At 61.9% G+C, this 25060-nt stretch carries 18 protein-coding genes, 1 pseudogene and 1 riboswitch; of the genes and pseudogenes, 7 read left to right on the forward strand and 12 right to left on the reverse strand.

All coding sequences use genetic code 11. From position 1 onward, the window contains the following. Window positions 1–117: 117 nt before the first annotated feature. The 7 genes from PYH37_RS09000 to PYH37_RS09030 all read right to left on the reverse strand — a co-directional run bounded on the left by PYH37_RS09000 (window position 118) and on the right by PYH37_RS09030 (window position 8700). A complete protein-coding gene (locus PYH37_RS09000; protein WP_280731072.1) occupies window positions 118–1191 on the reverse strand; it encodes an ABC transporter ATP-binding protein in 1074 nt (357 codons plus the stop codon). After that, a complete protein-coding gene (locus PYH37_RS09005) occupies window positions 1188–3452 on the reverse strand; it encodes a glycoside hydrolase family 2 protein (protein ID WP_280732455.1) in 2265 nt (754 codons plus the stop codon). Before PYH37_RS09005 ends, PYH37_RS09000 begins: the two co-directional genes overlap by 4 nt. An 8-nt stretch (window positions 3453–3460) precedes the next feature. Continuing rightward, entirely contained in the window at window positions 3461–4282 is an 822-nt protein-coding gene (locus PYH37_RS09010) for a carbohydrate ABC transporter permease (protein WP_280731073.1), read from the reverse strand. Continuing rightward, window positions 4279–5178, reverse strand: coding sequence for a carbohydrate ABC transporter permease (locus tag PYH37_RS09015; protein WP_280732456.1), 900 nt, complete (start codon window positions 5176–5178; stop codon window positions 4279–4281). Before PYH37_RS09015 ends, PYH37_RS09010 begins: the two co-directional genes overlap by 4 nt. 91 nt (window positions 5179–5269) lie before the next feature. Further along, window positions 5270–6544 carry an ABC transporter substrate-binding protein gene (locus PYH37_RS09020; RefSeq protein WP_280731074.1) on the reverse strand — a complete coding sequence of 425 codons (1275 nt, stop codon included), beginning with the start codon at window positions 6542–6544 and terminating at the stop codon, window positions 5270–5272. A 98-nt stretch (window positions 6545–6642) separates the two neighbouring features. Then, window positions 6643–7689, reverse strand: a complete 1047-nt coding sequence (locus PYH37_RS09025; RefSeq protein WP_280731075.1) for a LacI family DNA-binding transcriptional regulator — start codon at window positions 7687–7689, stop codon at window positions 6643–6645. Between the two features lie 69 nt (window positions 7690–7758). Further along, complete coding sequence (locus tag PYH37_RS09030; protein ID WP_280731076.1) at window positions 7759–8700, reverse strand: AraC family transcriptional regulator; 942 nt, start codon at window positions 8698–8700, stop codon at window positions 7759–7761. A gap of 197 nt (window positions 8701–8897) precedes the next feature. On the opposite strand from PYH37_RS09030, the gene melA (PYH37_RS09035) reads away from it, so the two are divergent. The 6 genes and pseudogenes from melA (PYH37_RS09035) (at window position 8898) to melA (PYH37_RS09060) (ending at window position 17974) form a co-directional block, all read left to right on the forward strand. Then, entirely contained in the window at window positions 8898–10370 is a 1473-nt protein-coding gene (melA, locus tag PYH37_RS09035) for an alpha-glucosidase/alpha-galactosidase (protein ID WP_280731077.1), read from the forward strand. Between the two features lie 183 nt (window positions 10371–10553). After that, a complete protein-coding gene (locus PYH37_RS09040) occupies window positions 10554–12635 on the forward strand; it encodes an ABC transporter substrate-binding protein (RefSeq protein ID WP_280731078.1) in 2082 nt (693 codons plus the stop codon). Window positions 12636–12758: 123 nt separating this feature from the next. Next, the gene (locus PYH37_RS09045; protein WP_280731079.1) at window positions 12759–13772 is read left to right on the forward strand and encodes an ABC transporter permease; all 1014 of its coding nucleotides are present in this window, start codon (window positions 12759–12761) and stop codon (window positions 13770–13772) included. Between the two features lie 59 nt (window positions 13773–13831). Next, window positions 13832–14896: pseudogene (locus tag PYH37_RS09050) on the forward strand (ABC transporter permease); the annotation flags it as partial. A gap of 11 nt (window positions 14897–14907) precedes the next feature. Then, window positions 14908–16578 (forward strand): ABC transporter ATP-binding protein, encoded by a 1671-nt coding sequence (locus PYH37_RS09055; protein ID WP_280731080.1) that lies wholly within the window; start codon window positions 14908–14910, stop codon window positions 16576–16578. A gap of 22 nt (window positions 16579–16600) precedes the next feature. After that, the gene (gene melA, locus PYH37_RS09060) at window positions 16601–17974 is read left to right on the forward strand and encodes an alpha-glucosidase/alpha-galactosidase (RefSeq protein WP_280731081.1); all 1374 of its coding nucleotides are present in this window, start codon (window positions 16601–16603) and stop codon (window positions 17972–17974) included. A 148-nt stretch (window positions 17975–18122) separates the two neighbouring features. Here melA (PYH37_RS09060) and PYH37_RS09065 read toward each other — a convergent pair whose 3' ends face one another. Genes PYH37_RS09065 through thiC form a run of 5 tightly spaced genes read right to left on the reverse strand, consistent with a single transcriptional unit; the run spans window position 18123 to window position 22510 of the window. Continuing rightward, window positions 18123–18728 (reverse strand): thiamine phosphate synthase, encoded by a 606-nt coding sequence (locus PYH37_RS09065; protein ID WP_280731082.1) that lies wholly within the window; start codon window positions 18726–18728, stop codon window positions 18123–18125. Continuing rightward, the gene (locus PYH37_RS09070; protein WP_280731083.1) at window positions 18725–19498 is read right to left on the reverse strand and encodes a thiazole synthase; all 774 of its coding nucleotides are present in this window, start codon (window positions 19496–19498) and stop codon (window positions 18725–18727) included. Before PYH37_RS09070 ends, PYH37_RS09065 begins: the two co-directional genes overlap by 4 nt. 3 nt (window positions 19499–19501) lie before the next feature. Next, window positions 19502–19699, reverse strand: coding sequence for a sulfur carrier protein ThiS (gene thiS, locus PYH37_RS09075; protein ID WP_280731084.1), 198 nt, complete (start codon window positions 19697–19699; stop codon window positions 19502–19504). Continuing rightward, a complete protein-coding gene (gene thiO / locus PYH37_RS09080; RefSeq protein WP_280731085.1) occupies window positions 19696–20673 on the reverse strand; it encodes a glycine oxidase ThiO in 978 nt (325 codons plus the stop codon). Before thiO ends, thiS begins: the two co-directional genes overlap by 4 nt. A gap of 1 nt (window position 20674) precedes the next feature. Continuing rightward, the gene (gene thiC, locus PYH37_RS09085; protein ID WP_280731086.1) at window positions 20675–22510 is read right to left on the reverse strand and encodes a phosphomethylpyrimidine synthase ThiC; all 1836 of its coding nucleotides are present in this window, start codon (window positions 22508–22510) and stop codon (window positions 20675–20677) included. Between the two features lie 98 nt (window positions 22511–22608). Continuing rightward, a riboswitch (TPP riboswitch) is annotated at window positions 22609–22720 on the reverse strand. 274 nt (window positions 22721–22994) lie between these two features. On the opposite strand from thiC, the gene PYH37_RS09090 reads away from it, so the two are divergent. Further along, window positions 22995–24869, forward strand: coding sequence for an ABC transporter ATP-binding protein/permease (locus tag PYH37_RS09090; protein WP_280732458.1), 1875 nt, complete (start codon window positions 22995–22997; stop codon window positions 24867–24869). Window positions 24870–25060 lie beyond the last annotated feature (191 nt).

The raw sequence follows: 25060 nt of genomic DNA on the forward strand, positions 1-25060 counted from the left end.
GTTGCTGTCCTCCTTCCTGGCAAGGATCGCGAGGAAATATCCGGAAATCCAGCTGCGCATCTCGAGCGGCTGGACCAACGACATTAGTCGCATCCCGTCCAGCTTCTCGGATGCGCGCTACCGGAGCCGCTTCCCATCCGCGTCGAACACGAGGGCGCAGGCAGGATCGAAACGGGCAACGATGCGGTCGCCGGATTTGAGGCCGCGGCCGTTCTTCGTCTCAATCACTACAAGATCGCCTTTACCCTGGCGCGCATAGGCGAAGGTCTCGCCGCCGAGATGCTCCAGCATGTCGATCGTCACATCGAGGGCGGCGGAACCGCTCTCGTTGAAATGCTCCGGCCTGACGCCGATGGTCACGGGCGCGACCGCTTCCGCGTTTTTCAAGGTGAGCGGAATTCTGACGCCGTCGAAATCCGGCAGGTGCGCATAGGTCTGCGTCTCGCCGGTCTCGATCACCCCCTTGAGGAAGTTCATCTTCGGCGAACCGATGAAGCCGGCGACGAAGAGGTTGGCGGGGTCGTCATAAAGGTCCAGCGGCGAACCGACTTGTTCGACGACGCCGCCGCGCATGACGACGATTTTGTCCGCGAGCGTCATCGCCTCGACCTGGTCATGCGTCACATAGATGATCGTCGTGGCGAGCTGCTTGTGAAGCCTGGCGATCTCGATGCGCATGTGGACGCGCAGCTCTGCGTCGAGGTTGGAAAGCGGTTCGTCGAAGAGAAAAATCTTCGGGTGCCGCACGATCGCCCGGCCAATCGCCACGCGCTGGCGCTGCCCGCCGGAAAGCTGCTTCGGCTTGCGGTCGAGCAGCGGACCGAGCTCAAGGATGTTCGCCGCCTCGCTCACCCGGCGTTCGATTTCTGCCTTGGCAATGCCGGCGAAGCGAAGCGCGAAACCCATGTTCTCCCGGACTGTCATATGCGGGTAGAGCGCATAGGACTGGAAGACCATGGCGATGCCGCGCTTCGACGGATCGACATCGTTCATTCGCTCGTCGTCGATAATGAGATCGCCGGAGGTGATCTCCTCGAGCCCGGCGATCATTCTGAGCAGGGTCGATTTGCCGCAACCGGAGGGTCCGACGAAGACGACGAACTCGCCGGACTTGATGTCGAGATCGACACCCTTGATGACTTCGAGACCGCCATAGGACTTGCGGACGTCGCTGAGCTGCAGCTCGCTCATGCGCTCGCCGCCCCCTCGGCCGTGGTGGAGAGTTCAAGCCTTACCGCGCCGAGGCGCGACGACGTGACGGTGACAAGAATGTCTCCTGCATCACCGGCCGATTCCAGCCAGAAGCCGGTCGTGCCCCCCTGAAAAACGAGCCGAGCCGGCCCGATGAGCCGCGCCGGGCCTTCGACGGCGATGTCGACGGCATCGTTCAGGAAGGGCAGGATGTTGCCGGCCTGGTCGAGCGCGCGGACGATCACGCGAACGCTGTCGCGGTCCCCAGCGCTGAGCGTCTTGCTGTCGGCCGTGATCTCAAGCGTCGTCGGCACGGGATCGGCGACCATCCGAAGGCTTGTCACAGCCTTGCCGGCGATGAAGCCGGTGAATTCCGCGCTTTCCCATTTCATGCCCCAGACGCCGAGCTCGTCCTTGGTGAAGTGGCGGTGGTCAATGACGACAGGCGGATGCGGCAGGTGCGGGAAATTTTCGCGGTCCGGGCCGACGCGCTTGGTGAGCGACCCGTACTTCAGCTCGACCTCGTCGCAATTGGTAAGCACGATCAGCGGCAACACACCGCCGATGTTGCGTTCGCCGCGTGCCCAGAAAGTGACCGGTTTCATCACCACCTCTTCCGACGGGTCGCACTGGCTCGCATAGACGTAGGCCGCAAATTTCGGTTCACGGAACATGTCCATGACGCCGTGATAGCAGATCCGGTCGCCGGAGCCGAAGTCCTTGTGGGTGTTGTAGTCGAACATGCACCAGCCGATGCAACCGGAAATACTCGGGTCGCCATGGGCTGCGTTCAGCACTTCCAGGTGCCGGCGCACGTGTTCGGCCTGCCGCTGCTCCTGGTCGTAGATCTTCGTCGGATACATGTGGCCGCCGAATTCCGTGATGAGATAGGGCACGTTGCGCGGGAGGCCGGTGCATTCCTGCTGCGGGCGAAGCGTGGTGCGGGGGCGATTGGCGCCGGGCAGCTCCTCGTTGCCGAGGATGAAGTCGTTCATCGTATAGACGTCTTCGAGGAACTCGCTGTCGGTGATGTAGCGCACGCCGCCGGTCTGCCGGGTCGGATCGAGTTCACGCGCCAGCCGATTGGTTTCGACATAGAAGTCGTGCGAATCTTGCGACTCGTTGATGCGCACACCCCAGATGATGATCGAGGGGTGGTTCCAGTCGCGCTCGATCATCCGGCGGACATTCAGGATCGCCTCCTGCTTCCATTCCTCGCCGCCGATGTGCTGCCAGCCGGGGATCTCCTCGAAGACCAGCAGCCCGATGCGGTCGCAATGGTCAAGGAACCATTTCGATTGCGGATAGTGCGATGTCCGGACCAGATTGCAGTGAAGCTTGTGCTTGAGGATCTCTGCATCGCGCTCCTGCGCCGGGCGGCCCATGGCATAGCCGACATAGGGGAAGGACTGGTGGCGGTTGAGGCCGCGGATCTTGAGCGGCCGGCCATTCAGCCGGAAGCCGTCCACCGTGAATTCCGCGGCGCGGAAGCCGAAATGCGAGGAGTGACGGTCATTGCCCTGGTCGGTCCTGAGCTGGACCTCGACCTGATAAAGAACCGGATCGTCGATTTCCCAAAGTGAGAGTCCCTTGAGACCCGTCATTTCGAGCGCGACGTCCTCGCCGTGGGTCTCGGCGACGGCCTCGGCCAAAAGTTCGCCGTTTGCACCTCTCAGCAGCGCCGTTACCGTGCCCGAGAAGGCGAGCCCTTGCGGATTGACGAGATCGCAGCGGACGGCGACAGACTTCAGGTCACTCAGCACATCGCGAGTCTCGATCTTGATGTTGGCGATCGAGACCGCATCGCTGGTCTTTAGCCAGACGTCCCGATAGATGCCGGCATAGGTCAGATAGTCGATCCGGCCGCCGAAGGGCGGAATTTCCGGATTTTCGCTGCCGTCGATCTTGACGGTGATGAGGTTGTCGCCTTCGCGAAGTCTGCCCGTCAGGCGCGCCTCAAAGGGGGTATAACCATCCCTATGCGCGACGATCTTCTCGCCGTTCAGGTAGACGACGGCGTCCGCCATCGCGGCGTCGAAGACGAGCGAGACCTCGCGAACGGCGAATTCGGGACGCCAGGCGAGCACCTTCTGGTAGGTGAAGGCGCGCTGGTAGCACGTCTCGTCGAAATAGTTGAACGGCAGTTCGACGGCATTGTGCGGCAGGCTCACAGCCTGACCGGATTGCAGCTTGCCGGCATCAGCGGCGATGAAGCCTTCGGAAAAGACCCATGAATCGTTGAATGAAGTAACAGAGCGCATCATCGTTCCTATTTGACTGAGCCCAGCATGCCCTGGACGAATTGGCGTTGCATGAAGAAGAAAACGGCAAGCGTCGGGAGCGTCGCCAGGATGGTGCCGACCATCACGACGCCGTAGTCGGGATAGTAGGCGGAGGCGAGCGACGAGATGACCAGCGTGATCGTCTTCGTCTCGTTGGACTGGAGCACGATCAGTGGCCAAAGGTAATTGTTCCACGCGGTCATGAAGACGATGATGAAGGCCGCCGCATAGGTCGAGCGCATCACCGGCACGTAGATGTAGAGAAAGATCTGCCATTCCTTGAGGCCGTCGACTTTCGCGGCATCGCGCAGTTCCGATGGGAACGCCTTGGTGCTTTGCCGGAAATAGAAAACGATGAAGGCCGAGCCGATCGACGGCAGAACGACCGCGATATGCGTGTTGATGAGGCCTGCCTTGCCCATCATGATGAAGAGCGGGATCATCAGCGCCGCAAAGGGTATCATCAGCGTCAAGAGCATGGCGCGGTAAAGGCTCTCACGCCGACGCGAGCGGAACATCTCGAAACCGTAGCCGGCGAGTGAAGACACGGCGAGCGTCAGCACCGTCGCAAAGATCGTGACCTTCGCCGAGTTCCAGAAGACGAGCGGTGCATTCACCAGGGTGAAGAAGTTTGCGATGTTCATCGCCAGGGCTTCACCGGGCAGCATCTTGCCCTTGATGATGTCGATCGACGAATTGGTGGCACCGAGCACCATCCAGATGAACGGGAAGACCGAGAGAAAGGCCATCAGCCCGACGAAGCCATAGGTGAAGACCTGAGTTACGGTGCGTCCAACGCCGTTTTTCATCGGTCGCGCTCCCTCGCGGCGAAGAATTGAAGGAAGGCGAGCACGGCGACGAGCACGACGATCACATAGGAGACCGTCGCCGCATAACCGAAATTCGGCATGAAGCGGAAGGTGAGATTGTAGATATAGAGCGATAGCGTCAGCGTCGCGTTGGACGGCCCGCCCTTGCCCTCGGTCAGGTTGTAGACTTCGTCAAAGAGCTGCAGCGTGCCGATCGTGGAAATCACCGTGGTGAAGAGGATGACGGGTTTGAGCAGCGGAATGGTGATGTGGGTGAAGCGCGCCCAGGCGGGAACGCCGTCGATGCGGGCCACCTCATAGATCGACTTATCGATGTTCTGCAGGGCGGCGAGATAGAAGATCATATTGTAGCCGGTCCAGCGCCAGGTAATGGCGATGATAACGAGCGTCTTCGCCCAGAACGGGTGCGTCAGCCACGGAATGGGCGAGGAAACGATGCCGATCGCCTGCAGCGTCGAGTTGACGATGCCGTCGATCGCGAACATGCCCTTGAAAAGCACGGAATAGGCGACGAGCGAGGTAACGCAAGGTAGGAAGATTGCGGTGCGGAAGATACCCCGCCCGACGAGCCGCGGATTGTTGAGCAGCGACGCCAGGATCAGCGCGAGCACTATCATGATCGGCACCTGCACGACGAAATAGGTCATCGTGTTGGTGAGCGCCTTGAGGAAGACCGGATCGTTCCAGAGGCGGATGATGTTTCCGAAGCCGACGAATTTCATCATCATGCCGCGGCCGGCCTGGAAGGACATCCAGAGCGACCAGAGGATCGGATAGACCATAAATAGAGCGATCAGCCCGAGCGCCGGCGCGACGAAGAGCCAGCCATTGACGTCATAATATCGGCCGATGCCGCCGCGGCGCGCGAAAACCATCATCATCCTCATGGGGTACGATAAAGCGCCCGACCACGGCGTTATCGCCGCGGCGGAAAGGTGGGCGATGATCCCGCCCACCTTGCCTGAGCTACTGGATCTGGCCGCTGATCTCGGCGTCGATCGCCTTCAACACCTCGTCGACCGGCGTTCCTTGCGTCAGCGCCGGCAATTGCGCGGTCACTGCGGTGTCCGCCTCGTTGGTGAAGATGCCGTAGTTCACCGACGGTACCTTTGCCAGCCAGTCGGAGAAATTCTGCCAGACCTTCTCGCCGCCGAAGAACGGGTCGGCAGCCTCGTAGGCCGCGCCGCCGCGCGCGGCGAGCAAAGAGCCGACGGCGCCGCGGTCCTGCAGGATCTTCTGATAGAAATCGATGTCCTTGCCGTAGATCTCGTTCAGGAAGTCGATCGATTCGGCCTTTTCCTCAGAGCTTTCCAGCACGTACCAGCTCGACCCGCCGAGGTTCGAAGCATGCGTCGCGCCGTCGATGGAGAGCGCCGGGATGGGGGCCACACCCCATTTCCCGGCCTGGTCCGGCTGCGCCTTGACGGTGCCGGTGATCCAGACGCCGGTCACGACCGTCGCGACGTCGCCGGAGGTGAAGGTTCCGACCCAGTCGGACCAACCGGCCGCCGGCTTGTAGATATTGGCGGACATGATCTTGCCGACCGTCTCCAGCGCCGCCTTCAGCGCCGCGTTGCCGGTGATGTTGGCCTTGCCTTCCTTGTCGAAATACCACTGTCCGGCCGATTGCATGATGATCCTGACAAGACCGGCATCGTTCGGGTCAAGGCCCATCATCTTCTTGCCGGTCTTCGCCTCGACCTGCTGGCCGATCTCGATGAAGCGATCCCAGGTAAGATTCTGCATGTCCTCGGGCTTGAAGCCGGCCTGTTCCAGGTAGTCCTTGCGGTAGTAAAGCCCTGTCACGCCTGAATCGAAGGGCATGCCATAGACCTGGCCGTCAAGGGTCATCACCTCGACCTTGTAGGGAGCAAAACCGGAATAATCGACGGTGCCGGATAGGGGCGCGAAGGCGCCGGGGAAGGACTGAAGATATTTCTGCGCACCGTAGTCCTCGATCAGGACGATGTCGGGCAGGGCGTCGGCAGTGCCAGAAGCGAGACCCGTCTGCAGCTTCTGCTCGACATCGGTCTTGGCGAAATCGACGATGTTGAAGGTGATATCCGGGTGCGTCTTCGTATAGCGGGCACCGGCTTCCTTCATGATCGCCACGTTGAAATTCGGATCCCAGCACCAGATGGTGATTTCCTTGGCCTCGGCGGCGGAGACCGCCAAGAAGCTTACGCCCGCCAATGCCAGAGCGGCGACGCGCGGCGCATAGGCACGCACCAGATTGTCCATTGCTTCCTCCCTAAGTTCGTTCCCAAGACAGTCCTCCCTGTCTCGCGGCGGAGTATTTCCGAAAATTTTGAAGGAGGCAATATTTCAGTAAATTTTTACTACGCTTTTTTCGACGACGCAGCCGCATCGGCCGATGCCGGCGTGCTTCCGCGCCAGACGATCTCGGTGCCGAGGATCACCTTTTTGGCGACTTCGCGCCCGGCAAGACGCTCGAGCAGCAGGTCGACGGCGGTCTCCCCGATCAGTTCCGCCGGAATTTTGACTGTGGAAAGCGGGGGGCCCAGAAACTGCGCAACGGGAATGTCGTTGAAGCTCGCCACTGCGACGTCTGCGGGAATTCTAAGACCCATTTCATGGATCGCCCGGTAGGCGCCGAGCGCCATGTTGTCGTTGCAGGTAATCAGGATCTCTGGCGGATTAGGTCTCGACAACATCGCTTTGGCGAGCGTGTAGCCGCTGTCGGGTGTCATCCGCTCGACCATGCACAATTCCGCATCGTAGAGCCCCGCCCTCGTCATCCAGTCGATGTAGGTGCGGCAGCGACGCTCCGAATAGATGTTGTCCGGCCCGTAGAAGGCGTCCACCCAGCCGACAAAGCCGATCCGGCGGAAGCCCATGCTATGTATGGCTTCGAGAAGGCGGGTCATCGCTAGCGAGACATCGCTGAGCACACTGTCGTCGACGTCTCCCGCCGGCGCATAATCGGCAAAGACGAGGTGGCGGCTGTGGCGGCGCAGCCACTCGAGTTCCTCGCCATAGTAATGGCCGACGGCCACCACTCCCGAGGCGCCCTCCAGGATCGTCGCTTCCGGAGGGTTGCCGGTGAGGAAGACCTTGACGACCTCGCTCTTCAGCGCCTGACAGCGGCTTTCGATGCCGAGCCGGACGCCGACATAATAGGGATCGGCCAGTTCCTGGGCGGGTTCGAGGAAATGGACGAGCGCGATCTTGAGCCCGGCGCCAAGACTTTGAGCGGCGGCGCGACTGCGGTTGCGCGGTGTTTCATAATTCAGTGCCTCGGCCGTCTCGATGACCGCCTGGCGCTTCTTGGTGGAGATCGAAAGTGTCGGATCGTAGTTGAGAACCCGCGAAACGGTTGCCGACGATACGCCGACGGCCGATGCGATTTCCTTGATTGTCACCATCTCTTACGTCCCGCCTGTCTGCCGCGTCGCCTCGGATCATTTGTTTAGTAAAATTTTATTGCGGCTTTTTCAATCGCAAGCAGCAGCGAGCGTGGTTACGGACTCGCCGATTCCTGCCTTCGGGGCCTTCGCTGGCATGCTGGCGTACATGCCGGTCGTGCGGAACTCCGTCGGGCTCGCGCCGAAGACGCGGCGGAAGACCTTGGCAAAATAATTGGGGTCTTCAAAGCCAGACATGATCGCTACTTCCTTGACTGGCAGGCTCGCGGCCTTGGTCAATAGCTTCACCGCCCGTTGCAGCCGCTTCTGCAGCACGAATTCGGCGGGCGGCATGCCTTCGCTTGCCGCGAAAATGCGGGAGAAATGGGCGCGGCTGAGGCCGGAGACGCGGGCGAGTTCCTCGACCGGCAGGGGTTTTTCGAGGTTCGCCAGGATGTGGTCGATGACGTGCTGCATCTTCCGGTACTCCTCGCTGAAGACCGGATGCGAGCCGAAGACGTCGTCGTAGAGCGCCATCGCCGCCTCATAGGCGATCGCCGAGGCGCGGCCGGGTGTTTCGCCACCGGTGATGAGGCGGAGGCTGCAGTCGGCAAGATGCTCTATCGTCTCCGGCTGCAGCTTCAGCACCGGGCCGGTGACGGCAAGTATGGCGCGGTGGATGCGCAGCGCCTCCTCGCCATTCATCGAGATCCAGAAGAATTCCCAGCGACCGCCTTCCTCCAACCAGTACCGGTGATTGTGCGGCACGAGCAGCAGCAGCGTGTCGCCTTCTCTCATCCGATAGTTGCGGCTTTCGTAGCGCAGGTTGCCGGCGCCACCGATCGTGTGCTGCAGTACCGTGAAGGGCGTCTGCCCGCGCTTTCGCCCGTCCCAGTCGTAGGTGGAATCGGTTCTGATCTCGTAACCGGTGCTGGTAGGCATGGTGTGCAGGCTCTGTCTTCCCCGCGGCAGCGAAACCGTCCGCATCACCGGTCCGAGCTCGATCAAGTCTTGCAGCACAGAATTACCCATGAAAGCACAATACCTCTCTAGTCGTGCATGTGATAATACACATAATAGCGACGGATCGCGCAAGACGCCCGGCTCTCCGGCGTCCTGAAGCAGGGTTTTGGTGAGGAAGGCCGTGTCGTGCGGCCCAAGTCAATTCAGTGAATTGATTTTACCCTTATAGCGCGAATATCGCCGTGCGAGGAGGAAATAAGACGACCATGGGCAGCTTCAAGATCGCCATCATCGGCGCCGGCAGCGTCGGTTTCACCAAGAAGCTTTTCACTGATATCCTGTCCGTGCCGGAGCTCAGGGATGTCGAGTTCGCCTTGACGGATTTGAGCGAGCACAATCTCGGCATGATCAAGACGATCCTCGACCGGATCGTCGAGGCGAACAACTTGCCGACACGGGTGACGGCGACCACCGACCGCCGCAAGGCTCTCGAAGGTGCGCGTTACATCATCAGTTGCGTGCGGGTGGGCGGTCTCGAAGCCTATGCCGACGATATTCGCATTCCGCTGAAGTACGGGGTGGATCAATGCGTCGGCGACACGATCTGCGCTGGCGGCATTCTCTACGGCCAGCGCAACATTCCGGTGATCCTCGACTTTTGCAAGGACATCCGTGAGGTCGCCGAGCCGGGTGCGAAGTTCCTGAACTATGCCAACCCGATGGCGATGAACACCTGGGCGGCGATCGAATACGGCAACGTCGACACGATCGGTCTATGCCACGGCGTCCAGCACGGCGGCGAGCAGATTGCCGAGATCCTCGGCGCCAAGGAGGGCGAGCTCGATTATATCTGCTCCGGCATCAACCATCAGACCTGGTTCATCGACGTCCGGCTCAACGGCCGCAGGATCGGTAAGGACGAACTCGTCGCTGCCTTCGAGGCGCACCCGGTCTTCTCCAAACAGGAAAAGCTCAGGATCGATGTCTTGAAGCGCTTCGGCGTCTATTCGACAGAGAGCAATGGACACCTTTCCGAATATCTGCCTTGGTACCGAAAGCGTCCGGACGAGATCACAAAGTGGATCGATATGTCGGACTGGATCCACGGCGAGACCGGCGGCTACCTCCGCTATTCGACCGAGACCCGCAACTGGTTCGAGACGGAGTATCCGCGCTTCCTGGAGGACGCGGGCAAGCCGATTGATGCCGCGAAGCGCTCGAACGAGCATGCGAGCCATATTCTCGAGGCGCTCGAAACCGGGCGCGTCTACCGCGGCCACTTCAACGTCAAGAACAATGGCGTGATCACCAACCTGCCGGCAGACGCGATCATCGAATCGTCCGGCTTCGTCGACCGCTTCGGAATCAACATGGTGGCCGGCATCACGTTGCCGGAAGCCTGTGCTGCCACCTGCATTTCGTCGATCAATGTCCAGCGCATGTCGGTGCATGCGGCGATCACCGGCGACATCGACCTCTTGAAGCTCGCTGTGCTGCATGATCCGCTCGTCGGCGCGATCTGCACGCCGGAAGAGGTCTGGCAGATGGTCGACGAGATGGTCGTCGCCCAGGCTCAGTGGTTGCCGCAATATGCGCATGCAATCGACGCGGCGAAGGAACGGCTCGCCCGCGCAACGGTGAAGACCCGCGACTGGAAGGGCGCTGCCCGGCGCGAGGTGCGCTCGATCGAGGAAATCCGCGCCGAGAAGGAAGCCGCAAAGTTGCGCGCCGCCGGCTAACCGACGGCGACATGGCATCTGCATGAGGAGATGCGATGCCGTCCCGGCGGGTATCGCCGCCGGTCACTCGTAATAATTGGAGCGGATGCGGGCGGAAACCGCACACAGTTTTCCTCACCCCGCTCTGGAGGAGGAGCGCCACCCGCCCCGGCGTGGCGAACACAGGAGGGAGAACCTGAGGCAATGAAAACGCACCGACTGAAAACAACGGCAAGCCTGCTCATCGGCATTTCCGCCTTTGCCGTGCAGGCTTTTGCATCGGAGCCGACCGTCGTGCCCGAGCAGCCGCCTTTTCCGGCGCAGGGCAAGATCACCTATGTGCCGCGCGATTCCATTCTCGAGTTCAAGGCATTGCCCGAATATAAAGAGCCGGAATGGGTAACGGAAAAATTCGTCAAGACCGGCAAGCTGCCGCCCGTCGCCGAGCGCCTGCCGAAGGAGCCGATGGTCTTCAAGACCGGCAACATGCCGGACGGCGTCGGCGTCTATGGCGATGTCATGCGCCACGTCATCGGCGGCCGGCCGGAAGGCTGGAACTACAGCGCCGGCCAGACTCAGGGCTGGGGCGGCATCGACATCGGCATGTTCGAATGCCTGACCCGCACCGCGCCGCTCTTTCAGGTCGAGGCGGAGGACGTCGAGCCGCTACCGAACCTCGCCAAAGGCTGGGAATGGTCCGAGGATGGCCACAAGCTCACCATGCATCTGATCGAGGGCGCGAAATGGTCGGATGGCGACCCCTTCGATGCCGAGGACGTGATGTTCTACTGGGATGACAATGTCGTCGATCCGAACGTTTCCCCGTTGAACGGCGCGACACCGGAAACCTTCGGCGAGGGAACGACGCTGAAGCAGATCGACAAGTACACCGTCGAATGGACCTTCAAGGACGCCTTCCCGCGCCAGCATCTCTATGCCATGGCTTACGGCACTTTCTGCCCCGGCCCATCGCATATCCTGAAAACCAAGCATCCGAAATATGCCGGCACGACCTACGACCAGTACAAGAACGGCTTCCCGCCGGAATACATGAACCTTCCGGTGATGGGCGCCTGGGTTCCCGTCGCCTATCGGCCGGACGACATCATCGCCTTGCGCCGCAACCCCTATTACTGGAAGGTCGATGAGGCCGGCAACCAGCTGCCCTATCTCAACGAGCTCCACTACAAGCTCTCAACCTGGGCGGATCGCGACGTGCAGGCGATCGCCGGTTCGGGTGATTTCTCCAATCTCGAGCAGCCGGAAAACTTCGTGGAATCGCTGAAGCGCGCGGCCAATGAATCCGCCCCCGCGCGTCTTGCCTTCGGTGCGCGCCTCATCGGCTATAATCTGCGCATGAACTTCTCGGCCAATGGCTGGGGCGAGCCGGACGAGCGCGCCCAGGCAGTCCGCGAACTCAACCGCAACCTCGATTTCCGCAAGGCCGTGACCATGGCGGTCGACCGCAAGAAGCTAGGCGAAGCGCTGGTGAAAGGCCCCTTCACGGCAATCTATCCGGGCGGGCTCTCCTCCGGCACGAGCTTCTATGACCGGCAGTCGACCATCTATTACCCCTATGATCTCGAAGGCGCCAAGGCGCTCCTCGAAAAGGTCGGCCTGAAGGACACGGACGGCAACGGCTTCGTCAACTTCCCGGCCGGGACCGCCGGCGGCGCCGACGTCCAGATCGTGCTGCTCGTCAACTCCGACTACAACACCGACCGCAACCTTTCGGAAGGTCTGGTCGGCCAGATGGAGCAGCTCGGCCTCAAGGTGGTGCTCAATGCGGTCGACGGCACCAAGCGTGACGCGACGCAGTATGCGGGCAAATTCGACTGGCTCGTCCGCCGCAACGACCAGGAGCTGACATCGGTCGTGCAGAACACGACGCAGCTCGCACCGACCGGCCCGCGCACGAGCTGGCATCACCGCGCCCCTGAAAGCGGCAAGATCGATCTCTTGCCGCACGAACAGGACCTCGTCGATGTCGTCAACAAGTTCATCGCCAGCAGCGACAATGCAGAGCGGGCGGAGCTGATGAAGCAGTTCCAGAAGGTCTCGACGACCAACGTCGATACCGTCGGGCTCACCGAATATCCGGGTGCGCTGATCATCAACAAGCGCTTCTCGAACATCCCGAGCGGCGCGCCGATCTTCATGTTCAACTGGGCAGAAGACACGATCATCCGTGAACGCGTGTTCGTCGCGGCCGACAAACAGGGCGACTACGAGCTCTATGCGGAGCAGCTTCCCGGCAAGCCCGGCGAAAGCGGTCCGAGCAATTGAACCTGAACCACCTCTCCCGGCTCCGGCGCTTCGGAGCCGGGAGGAGCGACAAGCCTTTCACTCCACCGGGAGCGTCGGCAAGCGTCGGCATCGCCCCACGGAAAACGACAGAAGGAAACGGCCATGTTCAGATTCCTGCTTGTCCGCATCGCCTCTGCCATTCCAGTCTTGCTCGTGCTGAGCGTGGTGACGTTTGCCATCATCCAGGCGCCGCCCGGCGACTACAGCGATTACATCCGCTCGCAGCTCATCAACCAGGGTGGTGCCTCCTTCGAGGAAGCCGACGCGCAGGCGCAGGCCTATCGCAAGGAGCACGGGCTCGATCAGCCGCTGCCGCTCCAATACGTCAACTGGATGACCGGCATTCTGACGCGCGGCGATTTCGGCCACAGCCTCTATTACAACAAGCCGGTTGCCGACGTCGTCGGCGAACGTCTGCCGCGCACGCTGGCGCTGGCCCTCGTCTGCCACATCCTTGCATCCGTCATCGGCATTGGTTTCGGCGTCATCGCCGCGACCCGGCAATATTCCTGGATCGACAGCCTGCTTTCGACCGTTTCCTTTCTGGGCATGACGGTACCGCGCTTCCTGATGGCGCTGATCATCGTCTATGTCCTCGTCTTTCATTTCAATGTCAGCGAGATCAACAGCTTCCATTCCGCCCGCTACGGCGGCGCGCCCTGGTCCTGGGGCAAATTCGTCGACCTCGTGAAGCACGTCTGGCCGGTGGTGGCGATCGCGACCTTCGGAGGGCTCGCCTACAATATGCGTGTCATGCGCGGCAACCTGCTCGACACGCTGAACGCGCAATATGTCGAGACCGCGCGCGCCAAGGGCCTGAGCGAAGGGGCGGTCGTCATGCGGCATGCCGTTCCGAACGCCCTGCACCCTCTCATCATGTATCAGGGCGTCGTGCTTCCGTACATGCTGACCGGCGAGATTGAGACGGCGATCATTTTCGCCCTTCCGACAGTGGGGCCCGCAATCGTCGGCTCCATGTGGGTGGGCGATGTCTACGTTACGGCGACCTTCATGCTGGTTCTCTCGGCAACGCTGATTGTCGGCAATATCATCGCCGACCTGCTGCTCGCCGCGCTCGATCCGCGCGTGCGCATGGGAGGAGGGGCCCACGCATGACCACAGAAGTCCACAGCACCGTTCCGGTTGCGATGCAGCCGGAGGAGAAGCATCACCAGGAGAGCTATACCGCGCTGGTGTGGCGGCGGTTGAAACGCTCCTGGACCGGCTTACTCGGCCTGATTCTCGTCGGCCTCTTGATTTTCATGGCGGTCTTTGCCGATTTCCTTTCGCCGGTCGATCCGAAGGCGACCGGCATCGCCTTCGCGCCGCCGCAGGCGCTCAGCATGCATGACAAGGACGGCAATTTCGTTTTCCCGCCGCGCAGCTACCCGGTGCGCGAGACGGAGGAACTCGATCCGATCACCTTCCAGCCGGTGGTTGGGCCGGACTATGACAACCCGCAGGTCCTAGGCTTCTTCGTCAAGGGAGCGCGATATAACCTCTTCGGTCTGATCCCGGCCGAACGCCATCTCTTCGGTGCCGTCGACGGCTCCGCGGTGCATTTCCTCGGCACAGACAAGTTCGGCCGCGACGTCCTTTCGCGGATCCTTCATGGCTCCCGCATTTCGCTGATGATCGCGCTCATCGTCGTCTTCATCGTCACAGTGGTCGGCACGACGGTCGGCATGGTGTCGGGTTATTTCGGCGGGCGCTTCGATGCCTGGACGCAACGTTTCGTCGAGCTCGTTCTCGCCTTCCCGCAATTGCCGCTCTACCTCGCGCTCGCCTCGCTGATCCCGGTGACCGCGCCGACCAACGTCTTTCTCGCTTTCGTCATCATCGTGATGTCGGCGCTCGGCTGGGCACAAATGTCGCGCGAAGTGCGGGGCAAGACCTTGGCGCTTGCGCGGATCGACTATGTGCGCGCGGCGATCGCTATCGGCGCGACGGACCGGCGCATTATCTTCCAGCACATCTTCCCGAACGTCATGAGCCACGTGATCGTCGCGGTGACGCTCGCGATCCCACAGGTGGTGCTGCTTGAATCCTTCCTCGGTTTCCTCGGTTTTGCGGTGAAGCCGCCGCTGATCTCGTGGGGGCTGATGCTGCAGGATACGGCGACCTATTCCGTCATCGGCTCGTATCCGTGGATTCTCTCGCCCGTCGCCTTTGTCCTCGTCACCGTCTTCGCATTCAATGCGCTGGGCGACGGCCTTCGCGACGCAATCGACCCCTATTGAGGAGCACGCCGATGGCTACAATCGAGATCATTGCCCCGGCACCGGACGAGCGGCGTGACCGTGCGACGAAGGATACGCGGCCGATCATCGATGCCCGCAGAGTCGCCGTCACCTTCAAGGTCGAGCACGGCATCGTCGAAGCGGTGAGGGACGTCTCCTTCCAGCTCTATCGCGGCGAGACGGTGGCGATCGTCGGTGAATCCGGCTCGGGCAAGTCGGTGACGGCGCGCAGCATCATGGGGCTTCTTACGAAACGCGCCACGATCGCCTCGCATTCGCGCATCGAATACGACGGCAAGGACGTGCTGAAATTCTCGAAACGGCAGCGCCGGGCGCTGCGCGGCGACCGGATCTCGATGATCTTCCAGGAGCCTATGAGTTCGCTTAATCCGGTCTACACGATCGGCAGCCAAATCATCGAGGCTATCCGAGCCCACCGCCGCATGAGCCGTCGGGCCGCTGCCGAGAGGGCGCTTGAACTCCTGCGCCACGTCCAGATCCCCGATCCGGAGGCGCGGCTGAACCAATACCCGCATCAGCTTTCCGGCGGCCAGCGCCAGCGAGTAATGATCGCCATGGCGCTTGCCAACGATCCGGATGTGCTGATCGCCGACGAGCCGACAACGGCGCTGGACGTGACGGTGCAGGCACAGATCCTCAACCTCATCCGCAAGCTGCAGCAGGAGCTCGGCATGGCGGTGATCCTGATCACCCACGACCTGACGGTCGTCCGCCAGTTTTCCGATTATGTTTATGTCATGCAGCTCGGCGAAGTGAAGGAGCACAACACGACGGCCGCGCTCTTTGCCAATCCGCTGCATGCCTATACCCGCCGGCTCCTCGCCTCCGAGCCGTCGGGCGCGGCCAAGCCACTGCCGGACAATGCGCCGATCATGCTCGACGGCCGGGATGTGCGGGTCTCCTTCATGCTGAGGAAGGGCGGCTTCTTCAAACCTGAACTCAAGGAGCTCGTCGCCGTCGACACCCTGAGCCTCAATCTGCGCCGGCACGAGACGCTCGGCCTCGTCGGCGAGTCCGGTTCCGGAAAGACCACCTTCGGTCAGGCACTCATCCGGCTCATCAATACCGACGGCGGCCAAATCTTTTTCGACGGCGAACCGATCCACAACAAGAGCCGCAATGAGATGCGGCCCCTGCGCTCGCGGATCCAGGTTGTCTTCCAGGATCCGTTCTCCTCGCTTAATCCGCGCATGTCGGTGGGGCAGATCATCGAGGAGGGCCTGATCGTCAACGGCATCGGCGAAAACCGCAAGGACAGGCTCAAGCGTGTCGAGGAGGCGCTCGTCAGCGCCGGCATGCCGGCCAATATTCTCTCGCGCTTTCCGCACGAGTTCTCCGGCGGCCAGCGCCAGCGCATTGCGATTGCCCGCGCCATCGCGCTCGAACCGGAATTCATCCTGCTCGATGAGCCGACCTCGGCGCTCGATCTCTCGGTGCAGGCGCAGATCATCGAACTGTTGCGCAAGCTGCAGGACGAGCGGGGCTTGAGCTACCTCTTCATTTCCCACGATCTCAAAGTCGTGCGCGCGCTCTGCCACCGCGTCGTGGTGATGCAGCACGGCAAGATTGTCGAAGAGGGGCCGGTAAACGAAATCCTATCCAATCCCAAGACTGCCTACACGGAGCGGCTTGTAAGGGCCGCCTTCGAAGTGGCCGCGTGACCGTCAGAACAGAGGCTATCCCATGACCAGACAACCCAAAATCACCTTCATCGGCGCGGGCTCCACCGTCTTCATGAAGAACATCATCGGCGACGTTTTGCAGCGGCCGGCGCTTTCCGCCGCCACCATCGCGCTGATGGACCTCAACCCACAGCGCCTGGAGGAAAGCGAGATCGTCGCCGGCAAGCTGGTGCGCACGCTCGGCGTAGAAGCAAAGATCGAAACGCACTCGAACCAGCGCAAGGCACTGGAAGGAGCCGACTTCGTCGTCGTCGCCTTCCAGATCGGCGGCTATGAGCCCTGCACCGTCACCGATTTCGAGGTGCCGAAAAAATACGGCCTGCGCCAGACGATCGCCGATACGCTCGGCGTCGGCGGCATCATGCGGGGCCTGCGCACAGTGCCGCATCTCTGGAAGATCTGCGAGGACATGCTGGAAGTCTGCCCCGAGGCGATCCTCCTGCAATACGTGAACCCGATGGCGATCAACACCTGGGCGATCGCAGAGAAATACCCGACGATCAAGCAGGTCGGGCTCTGCCATTCGGTGCAGGGCACGGCCTTCGAGCTTGCCCGCGACCTCGAGATACCGATTGAGGAAATCCGCTATCGCGCCGCTGGCATCAATCACATGGCCTTCTATCTGAAGTTCGAGCATCGCCAGCCGGACGGCAGCTATCGCAACCTCTATCCGGACCTCCTCCGTGGTTATCGCGAGGGGCGTTTTCCCAAGCCCAGCCATTGGAACCCACGCTGCCCGAACAAGGTGCGCTACGAGATGCTGACGCGGCTCGGCTATTTCGTCACCGAAAGCTCCGAGCACTTCGCCGAATACACGCCCTATTTCATCAAGGACGGCCGCCCCGACCTGATCGAAAAGTTCGGCATTCCGCTCGACGAGTATCCAAAGCGCTGCATCGAGCAGATCGAGCGCTGGAAGGGCGAGGCAGCCGCTTTCAAGGAGGCCGAGACGATCGAGGTTGCCGAGAGCCACGAATATGCCTCCTCGATCATGAACTCGGTCTGGACCGGCGAGCCTTCTGTCATCTACGGCAACCTGCGCAACAACGGCTGCATCACCTCGCTGCCGGAAAATTGCGCTGCGGAAGTTCCTTGCCTGGTCGATGCATCCGGCATCCAGCCGACTTATATCGGCGCGCTGCCGCCACAGCTCACCGCGCTCATTCGCACCAATATCAACGTCCAGGAACTCACGGTTCAGGCACTAATGACCGAGAACCGCGAGCACCTCTATCACGCGGCAATGATGGATCCTCATACGGCCGCCGAGCTCGATCTCGACCAGATCTGGTCGCTCGTCGACGATCTGCTTGTGGCCCATCACGACTGGATTCCCGAATGGGCGCGCGTGTCGAAGAAGATACAGGCCGCCTGATTTTTTTCTCCCGGTCAGGCGACCAGATGGCCCCGGAACGCGTTGTTCCGGGGCTTTTTTTAGGTCGAAAATGCAGGGGTCTTACTCAAGTGCGCCCCCATCCGCCTGCGGGGAGGGTTAGGGTGGCGTCAGCAGGCAACTACCGCCCCTATCGCCACGCGCGCGTTTTGCCGATCCATTCCCTCGTTCTCGCCTCGGGATCGACATTCAGCGTGATGTCCGTGACCACCGCCGCGCTGTTCGCACCGTGGGCGAAGACCCCCTCCAGACGCTCAATGTTCAGCCCGCCGATCGCCACGAGCGGCATCTTCCCGCCGCGCTCGCGCCAGGCGGATATCCGTGCCAGCCCCTGCGGCGCCCATTTCATCTTCTTGAGGATGGTCGGGTAGATCGGGCCGAGAGCCACATAGTCCGGCTCCGCGGCGAGCGCTGTTTGTAGTTCCGTTTCGTCATGGGTGCTGACCCCGAGTTTGAGCCCGGCGGTGCGGATCGCCGCGAGATCGGCCGCGGCGAGGTCCTCTTGGCCGAGATGCACGAAATCGCAGCCTTCCTCTATCGCGAGCAGCCAATAGTCGTTGACGATGAGTTGGCAGTGATAGGCCGCGCAGATCGCCTTGGCGATACGGATTTCACTGCGGATCTCCTCGTCACTCCGGTTCTTGATCCTGAGCTGCACCAGTTTCACGCCGAGTGGCACGAGCCGTTCGATCCAGGCGGCGCTGTCGACGATGAGATAGAAGGGATCGAGCTTCACGTGAAGACCGCCTTTCCGATGATGGGCGTGGAGGGAACGGCCATGTCGCGCGGCTCCAAGATGCCCGCGTGATAGGCCGCGTGTCCGGCGTCGATCGTCTTGGCGAAAGCCGCGGCCATGGCGGCAGGGTCCGCCGCGCCGGCGACGGCCGTGTTGAGGAGTACGGCGTCGAAGCCGAGCTCCATCACGGCTGACGCGTGCGACGGCCGGCCGATGCCAGCGTCGACGATCAGCGGCACATCGGGAAAATGCGCGCGCATGGCACGAAGTGCCGGCATGTTCTGGGGACCCATGGCGCTGCCGATTGGCGCGCACCAGGGCATCAACACCTGGCAACCCGCTTCGAGCAGCCGTTCGGCGACGACGAGGTCGTCGGTCGTATAGGGGAACACATTGAAGCCTTCGCCAGCGAGAATACCCGCTGCTTCGACGAGGCCGAAGACGTCGGGCTGCAGCGTATCGTGATGGCCGATCACTTCCAGCTTGATCCAGTCGGTGGCGAAGACCTCGCGCGCCATCTTTGCCGTCAGCACGGCCTCGGATACGGAATGGCAGCCGGCCGTGTTCGGCAGCACGTGTACGCCGAGTTCACGGATCAACTCGAAGAACGCGCCGCCCTGGCGGCCGCCCGCCGCCTCGCGGCGAAGTGAAACGGTCACGATGTCGGTGCCCGACCGCCGTACCGCCTCCGTGAGTACTTCCGGTGAGGGGTAGCGCGCGGTTCCGAGCAGCAGCCGCGATCGGATCTCGGTTCCATAGAATACCGGCATGACTCAACCTCCCTGCATCGGCGACAGAACCTCGACGCGGTCTCGATCCCTCAGCTCGTGACTGGCGCGGTCGGCCCGGGCGATGAGTTCGCCGTTGACGGCCGTTGCCAGCCAGTCGCCTTCGAACTCGAGGAGCGCGAGCAGGTCGGCAAGGGTGGGGGCTGCGAGGTCATGCTCCTCGCCATTGACGGTGAGCTTCATCGGACAAATCCTCCTTGTTTTAGGGCGCCAAAGGCCAAGGTCGCGACCTCTTCGGCCACGGCGGGCGATAGGAGGAAGCCATGGCGATAGAGGCCGTTGACGGTGACGGTGTTATCCCCGCGGCTGACCTGCGGCAGATTGTCGGCATAGGCGGGGCGCACGCCCGCGCCCGTCTCGACGAGACGCGCCTCGGCAAATGCAGGGTGGAGGGCATAGGCGGCGTTCAGAAGCTCCATCAGCGAGCGGGCGGTGATCGGACCGCCGTCGTCGCTCTCGATCATGGTCGCGCCGCACAGGAAGAGGCCACCGCCGCGCGGGACGATATAGAGCGGGATACGCGGATGCAGCATGCGCACCGGGCGGGAAAGTATAACCTCGTGCGTCTGGAGGTAGAGCATTTCGCCGCGAACGCCGCGAAGCTCTTTGACTTCGCCGATCTTGGCGGCGCCGGTGCAATCAACCGTCAGGCCGAAATCGCTTTCATGCACATCATCGCCGCCGAAGACGACGCCTTTTGCCTCAAGCGTCCGTTTTAGCGTCAAAAGCGCCCGGCGCGGATCGAGGTGCGCTTCCTCGGCAAAGAACAGCGCTTCTCGGAACCGGCCAGCGAGCGCCGGCTCGAGCAACCTGATCTCCTCGGCGTCGAGCCAGCGGAAGCCCGATGTGCGGGAGGCGAAGCGCCTGAGTTCGCCGCGGTCTCGCGGCGGCGCGACGACGAGCGTCCCATTGCGAAGCACATGGCCCTTCGGAAGGGCAGCCTCCCACCAGTCCGCGGCGCCGATGCCGCGGGTGAGGACGGTCTCGTCGGCGCTTTCCCGCTCGCACCAGGGGGCGAGCATTCCGCCCGCATACCAGGATGCGGCGTCCACAAAACCGGGTGAGCGTTCCGAAACTGTGACCTTCGCGCCGCGCCCGGCGAGCGCATAGGCCGTCGTGAGGCCGGCGACGCCGGCCCCCTTGATCAGCACGCGCATCTCATTCTCCGGCGGGCGGGGCGGCACCGTCCCCGACCGGCATGTAAAGATCGCCGCCTTCGCGATACTTCGCTGCCATGGCTTCGAGCCCCTCCTTCTGAGCCTCGGCGCGTATGTCGTGGGAGATCCGCATCGAGCAGAATTTTGGTCCGCACATCGAGCAAAAATGCGCGACCTTGTGCGCTTCCTTCGGCAGCGTTTCATCGTGGAAATTGCGGGCCGTTTCCGGATCGAGCGACAGGTTGAACTGGTCCTCCCAGCGGAATTCGAAGCGGGCGCGGGAAAGAGCGTCATCGCGAATGCGGGCGGCCGGATGTCCCTTGGCGAGATCGGCGGCATGTGCCGCGATCTTGTAGGTGATGACGCCGGTCTTGACGTCGTTGCGGTCGGGCAGCCCCAAATGCTCCTTCGGCGTGACGTAGCAGAGCATGGCGGTGCCGAACCAGCCGATCATCGCCGCGCCGATGCCGGAGGTGATGTGGTCGTAACCGGGCGCGATGTCGGTCGTCAGCGGCCCGAGCGTGTAGAAGGGTGCCTCGCCGCAGACGGCGAGCTGCTTGTCCATGTTCTCCTTGATCTTGTGCATCGGCACATGGCCGGGGCCCTCGATCATCACCTGGCAGTCCTTCGCCCAGGCGATCTTCGTCAGTTCGCCGAGCGTCTCGAGCTCGGCAAACTGCGCCGCGTCGTTGGCGTCGGCGATCGAGCCGGGCCGCAGGCCGTCGCCGAGCGAGAAGGAAACGTCATAGGCTCGGCAGATATCGCAGATCTCTTCGAAATGCTCGTAGAGGAAGCTTTCGCGGTGGTGATGCAGGCACCATTTCGCCATGATCGAGCCGCCGCGCGAGACGATGCCGGTGACGCGATCGACGGTGAGCGGGATATAGTGCAGCCGCACGCCGGCATGGATGGTGAAATAGTCCACCCCCTGTTCGGCCTGCTCGACAAGCGTGTCGCGATAAACTTCCCAGGTGAGGTCCTCGGCGATGCCGTTTACCTTTTCCAGCGCCTGATAGAGCGGAACCGTGCCGATCGGCACCGGCGAGTTGCGGATGATCCACTCGCGAATATTGTGAATGTTGCGGCCGGTCGAAAGGTCCATGACCGTGTCGGCGCCCCAACGTGTCGCCCAGACCATCTTCTCGACTTCCTCGGTCATCGACGACGTGACGGCGGAATTGCCGATATTGGCATTGATCTTCACCAGGAAATTGCGGCCGATGATCATCGGCTCGGATTCCGGATGGTTGATGTTGGCCGGAATGATCGCCCGGCCTGCCGCGACTTCCTGGCGGACGAATTCCGGCGTGACGAAATCGGGAACCGACGCGCCGAAGCTATCGCCGTCGCGCTTGAGCGGCTCTTTCGCGGCCTTGCGGCCGAGGTTTTCGCGGATGGCGATGAACTCCATCTCCGGCGTGACAATGCCGGCCCGGGCATAGGCGAGCTGCGTCACGGCCTGTCCGGACTTCGCCCGGAGCGGGTGGTGGCGCACGGGAAATTCGGGTGTCAGCCTTTCGCCGGTCGCAAAGCCGTTGTCCTCCGCCTTGACGCTGCGTCCCTGGTAACTTTCGACATCGCCGCGTTTGAGGATCCATTCGTGGCGAAGGCGCGGCAATCCTGCATCAATGCGGATATCAGCGCCGTCGAGCGTGAAAGGACCGGAGGAATCATAGACGGTGACCGGCGGCTCGCCGGAAGTCGGATGCAGCGCGATCTCACGCATCGGCACGCGGATCTCGGGATGGATCTCGCCGGCCTGATGTACCTTGCGGGATGCCGGAAGCGGCCCTTGCGTGACGGAAGGCGTGGTGGAGAGAGGCTTTATAACGTTCATCGTGAGGCTCCAAAATTTGACATTGGAGACCCAGTTCTGAAGCCGGAAGGATGAAAAGACGCTGTGCCGGCAAATTCCGCGAAAACACAGAATCTTGGCTTTGTACGTCCGCACCGTCCCTACGCCAGTATGAACTGGATCAGGTTCAACGGGTCACTGCGCACAACAGCAGTATCTCAGCCCCTTGCCGGGACCCCCCTGGTGAATGGACGCAAATAGTCACCGTTATGGGCGTGGCGTCAAGAGTGATTTTGGTTTCTGCGGTAGCATCGGGGACGGCAAAGGCTCCCGCTCAGTTGAGAGATGAACGCGCAACGGCTATCTTTACAAGGAGTTGATCGCAATCAGAGCGTCCCGGCACGGCATCGTCAGTCGGTCCCGGTCAGGGATGTCGCTGATCTGGTAGCGCACTCGGGAGAAAGCCTTGCACTGGTGGAGCCGCAATTGGGGAAAAAAGCAGCCGCAGTCTACCCCCGTTTCCTCGATGCGCAGCTTCTGGGGTTTGATGTTTGCCTACTGGCTCTCCGAGAGGTGGAAGGAGGCCTGGGGCCTCGCGGCGATCATCATCGTACTTACGGCTTTGTTAGCAATGGCCAGCGTCTGGTTCGCCGAGGCGTCGGGCGAACTTGTCGGGGCAATCGCCTTTCTTCACCATCCAGAAAACCCGACGACGCTCAGGTCCCTTCTGGCAAGCGCGGCAACATTGGCCGCGATCGTCGTGGTCAGGGAAGTCGGTTTCACGGCGGTTCGCCACTTCTTCTCAACGAGCCTCCATCGCAAGTGGCGCGCGTGGCTCGATCGGCGTTTTAACGACGCGCTACTCGATCGCAATCACACGCATCTTCATCTGCAGCATGGCGCCGCAGAGGCCATCCCGTCTGCGGTTGGAGTACCGGACAATATCGATCAGCGCGTCCAGGAATCGATCAAAGGCCTGACTGGCGGCGCCATCGGTCTCGCCATGGGGATCGCCGGCGTGATCCTGTCGCTCTTCTTCGTCGGCGGCAGGATTATCGAAACGTCGACCGAGGTCAGCGGCCTCGAGTTCCTCGGCAGCTACGCCAGCGCCTGTCTAACGCTTGCAGCGGTCGTCGCCTACGTCCCTTTCAATACGTTTGTAGCGGCGAAGCTGGGAGCGATCCAGCAAAGGCTGGATGTCAGAATGCAATGGGCCGAAGGCAGCTACCGCCGCGAGCTGACCACGCTCCTCCACCGCAGTTTCCACGTCGCGGCCTCCCGCGCCGAGGAAGCGCAGAAGGGCATCCACAGGCGGCGCTATCGCGACGTCGACCGCACCTGGGCGAGGCTCAACATCCTCACGGCGATCTATATGGGATTTCAGCTCGTCTACAACTTCTTCGGCTCGCGGATCGTAGCCTACGCGCCCGGACTCCTTCCCTATGTCGAGAACAGGATCAGCCTGCAGGCCTACGTCACCGGCGCCGAGCTCGCCAACGCGATCATTACCGATTGTTCGTGGTTCATACAGGTCATGCCGGACATTGCGACGCTAAGGGCGAACGCACGCCGCGTAACCGATCTTGCAACGGCGATCGAGGACGTGCAACAGCCCCGCGATTTCTATGCCCGCACCGGTCACGCCGAGCTGCGCTATGCCGAGCAGGATCCTCAGCTCGGTTTGACCATCCGGCATCTGGAGTTGATGCACACGGGCGACGATGATCCCTTCGTCACGGCTGGGAACCTCCAGTTCGACCGTGGCGAATGGACCCTCCTCGTCGGCGAATCCGGCACCGGCAAGTCCTCCCTGCTCAAGGCGATCAACGGCCTTTGGGCGCATGGCCGTGGCACCATCGTGCGGCCCAGGAACATGCGGACCTTCTATGCCGCGCAGGACGTGAAGCTGCCGACCGTACCGCTGAAGGAACTGGTCTGCCTGCCCGATCCCGTCGAAGTCCATTCGGACGCTAAGGCCGCGGCAGCGCTCAGCAAAGCCGGCCTTGCGGATTTCGTGGGCGATCTCGCCGAGGAAGGCCGGGACAATCAAAGCTGGGACCGGCTTCTCTCCGGCGGTCAGAAGCAGAAGCTCGTTCTCGCGCGAATCCTCCTGCAGCGCCCGGGGCTCCTGTTCCTCGACGAACCCACAAGCGCCCTCGACAGCGAGGCGACGGTTACGTTTCACCAGGCGATCCGCGACAACTTGCCCGGTGCAACGGTGTTGAGCGTCATGCACGACGCCACGCCTCCGAAAACCGCAAGCGGCGAGGAATTCTATCACAGCGTGCTCGTCATCGCCGACGGCATTGTGACCAAGACACCGCTGCCGAGAGTGCCAATCGGGCCGGTCGGTCCCGCACGCGTGCGGCCGCATCTCGGGGAACGAACCATAGATCGCTAGGCCGTGAACCCATAAATCGGGAATGACCGAAAGTGGGTGGTTAGGGGACGGTCTGCTTTGTGCGTACAGGCTGGAAAGCGGAGCTCTGTTATTGGTCTCACCAACGAAGCGGCGGCCAGATTGTAACCAACTTCATTTCTGCGTAGCATCGGCTCAAGCCTTTTTGAGGAACTTGGGAGGAGATCCTGCAG

Origin of the sequence: Sinorhizobium numidicum (assembly GCF_029892045.1) — a bacterium.
Classification (GTDB): Bacteria; Pseudomonadota; Alphaproteobacteria; order Rhizobiales; family Rhizobiaceae; genus Sinorhizobium; species Sinorhizobium numidicum.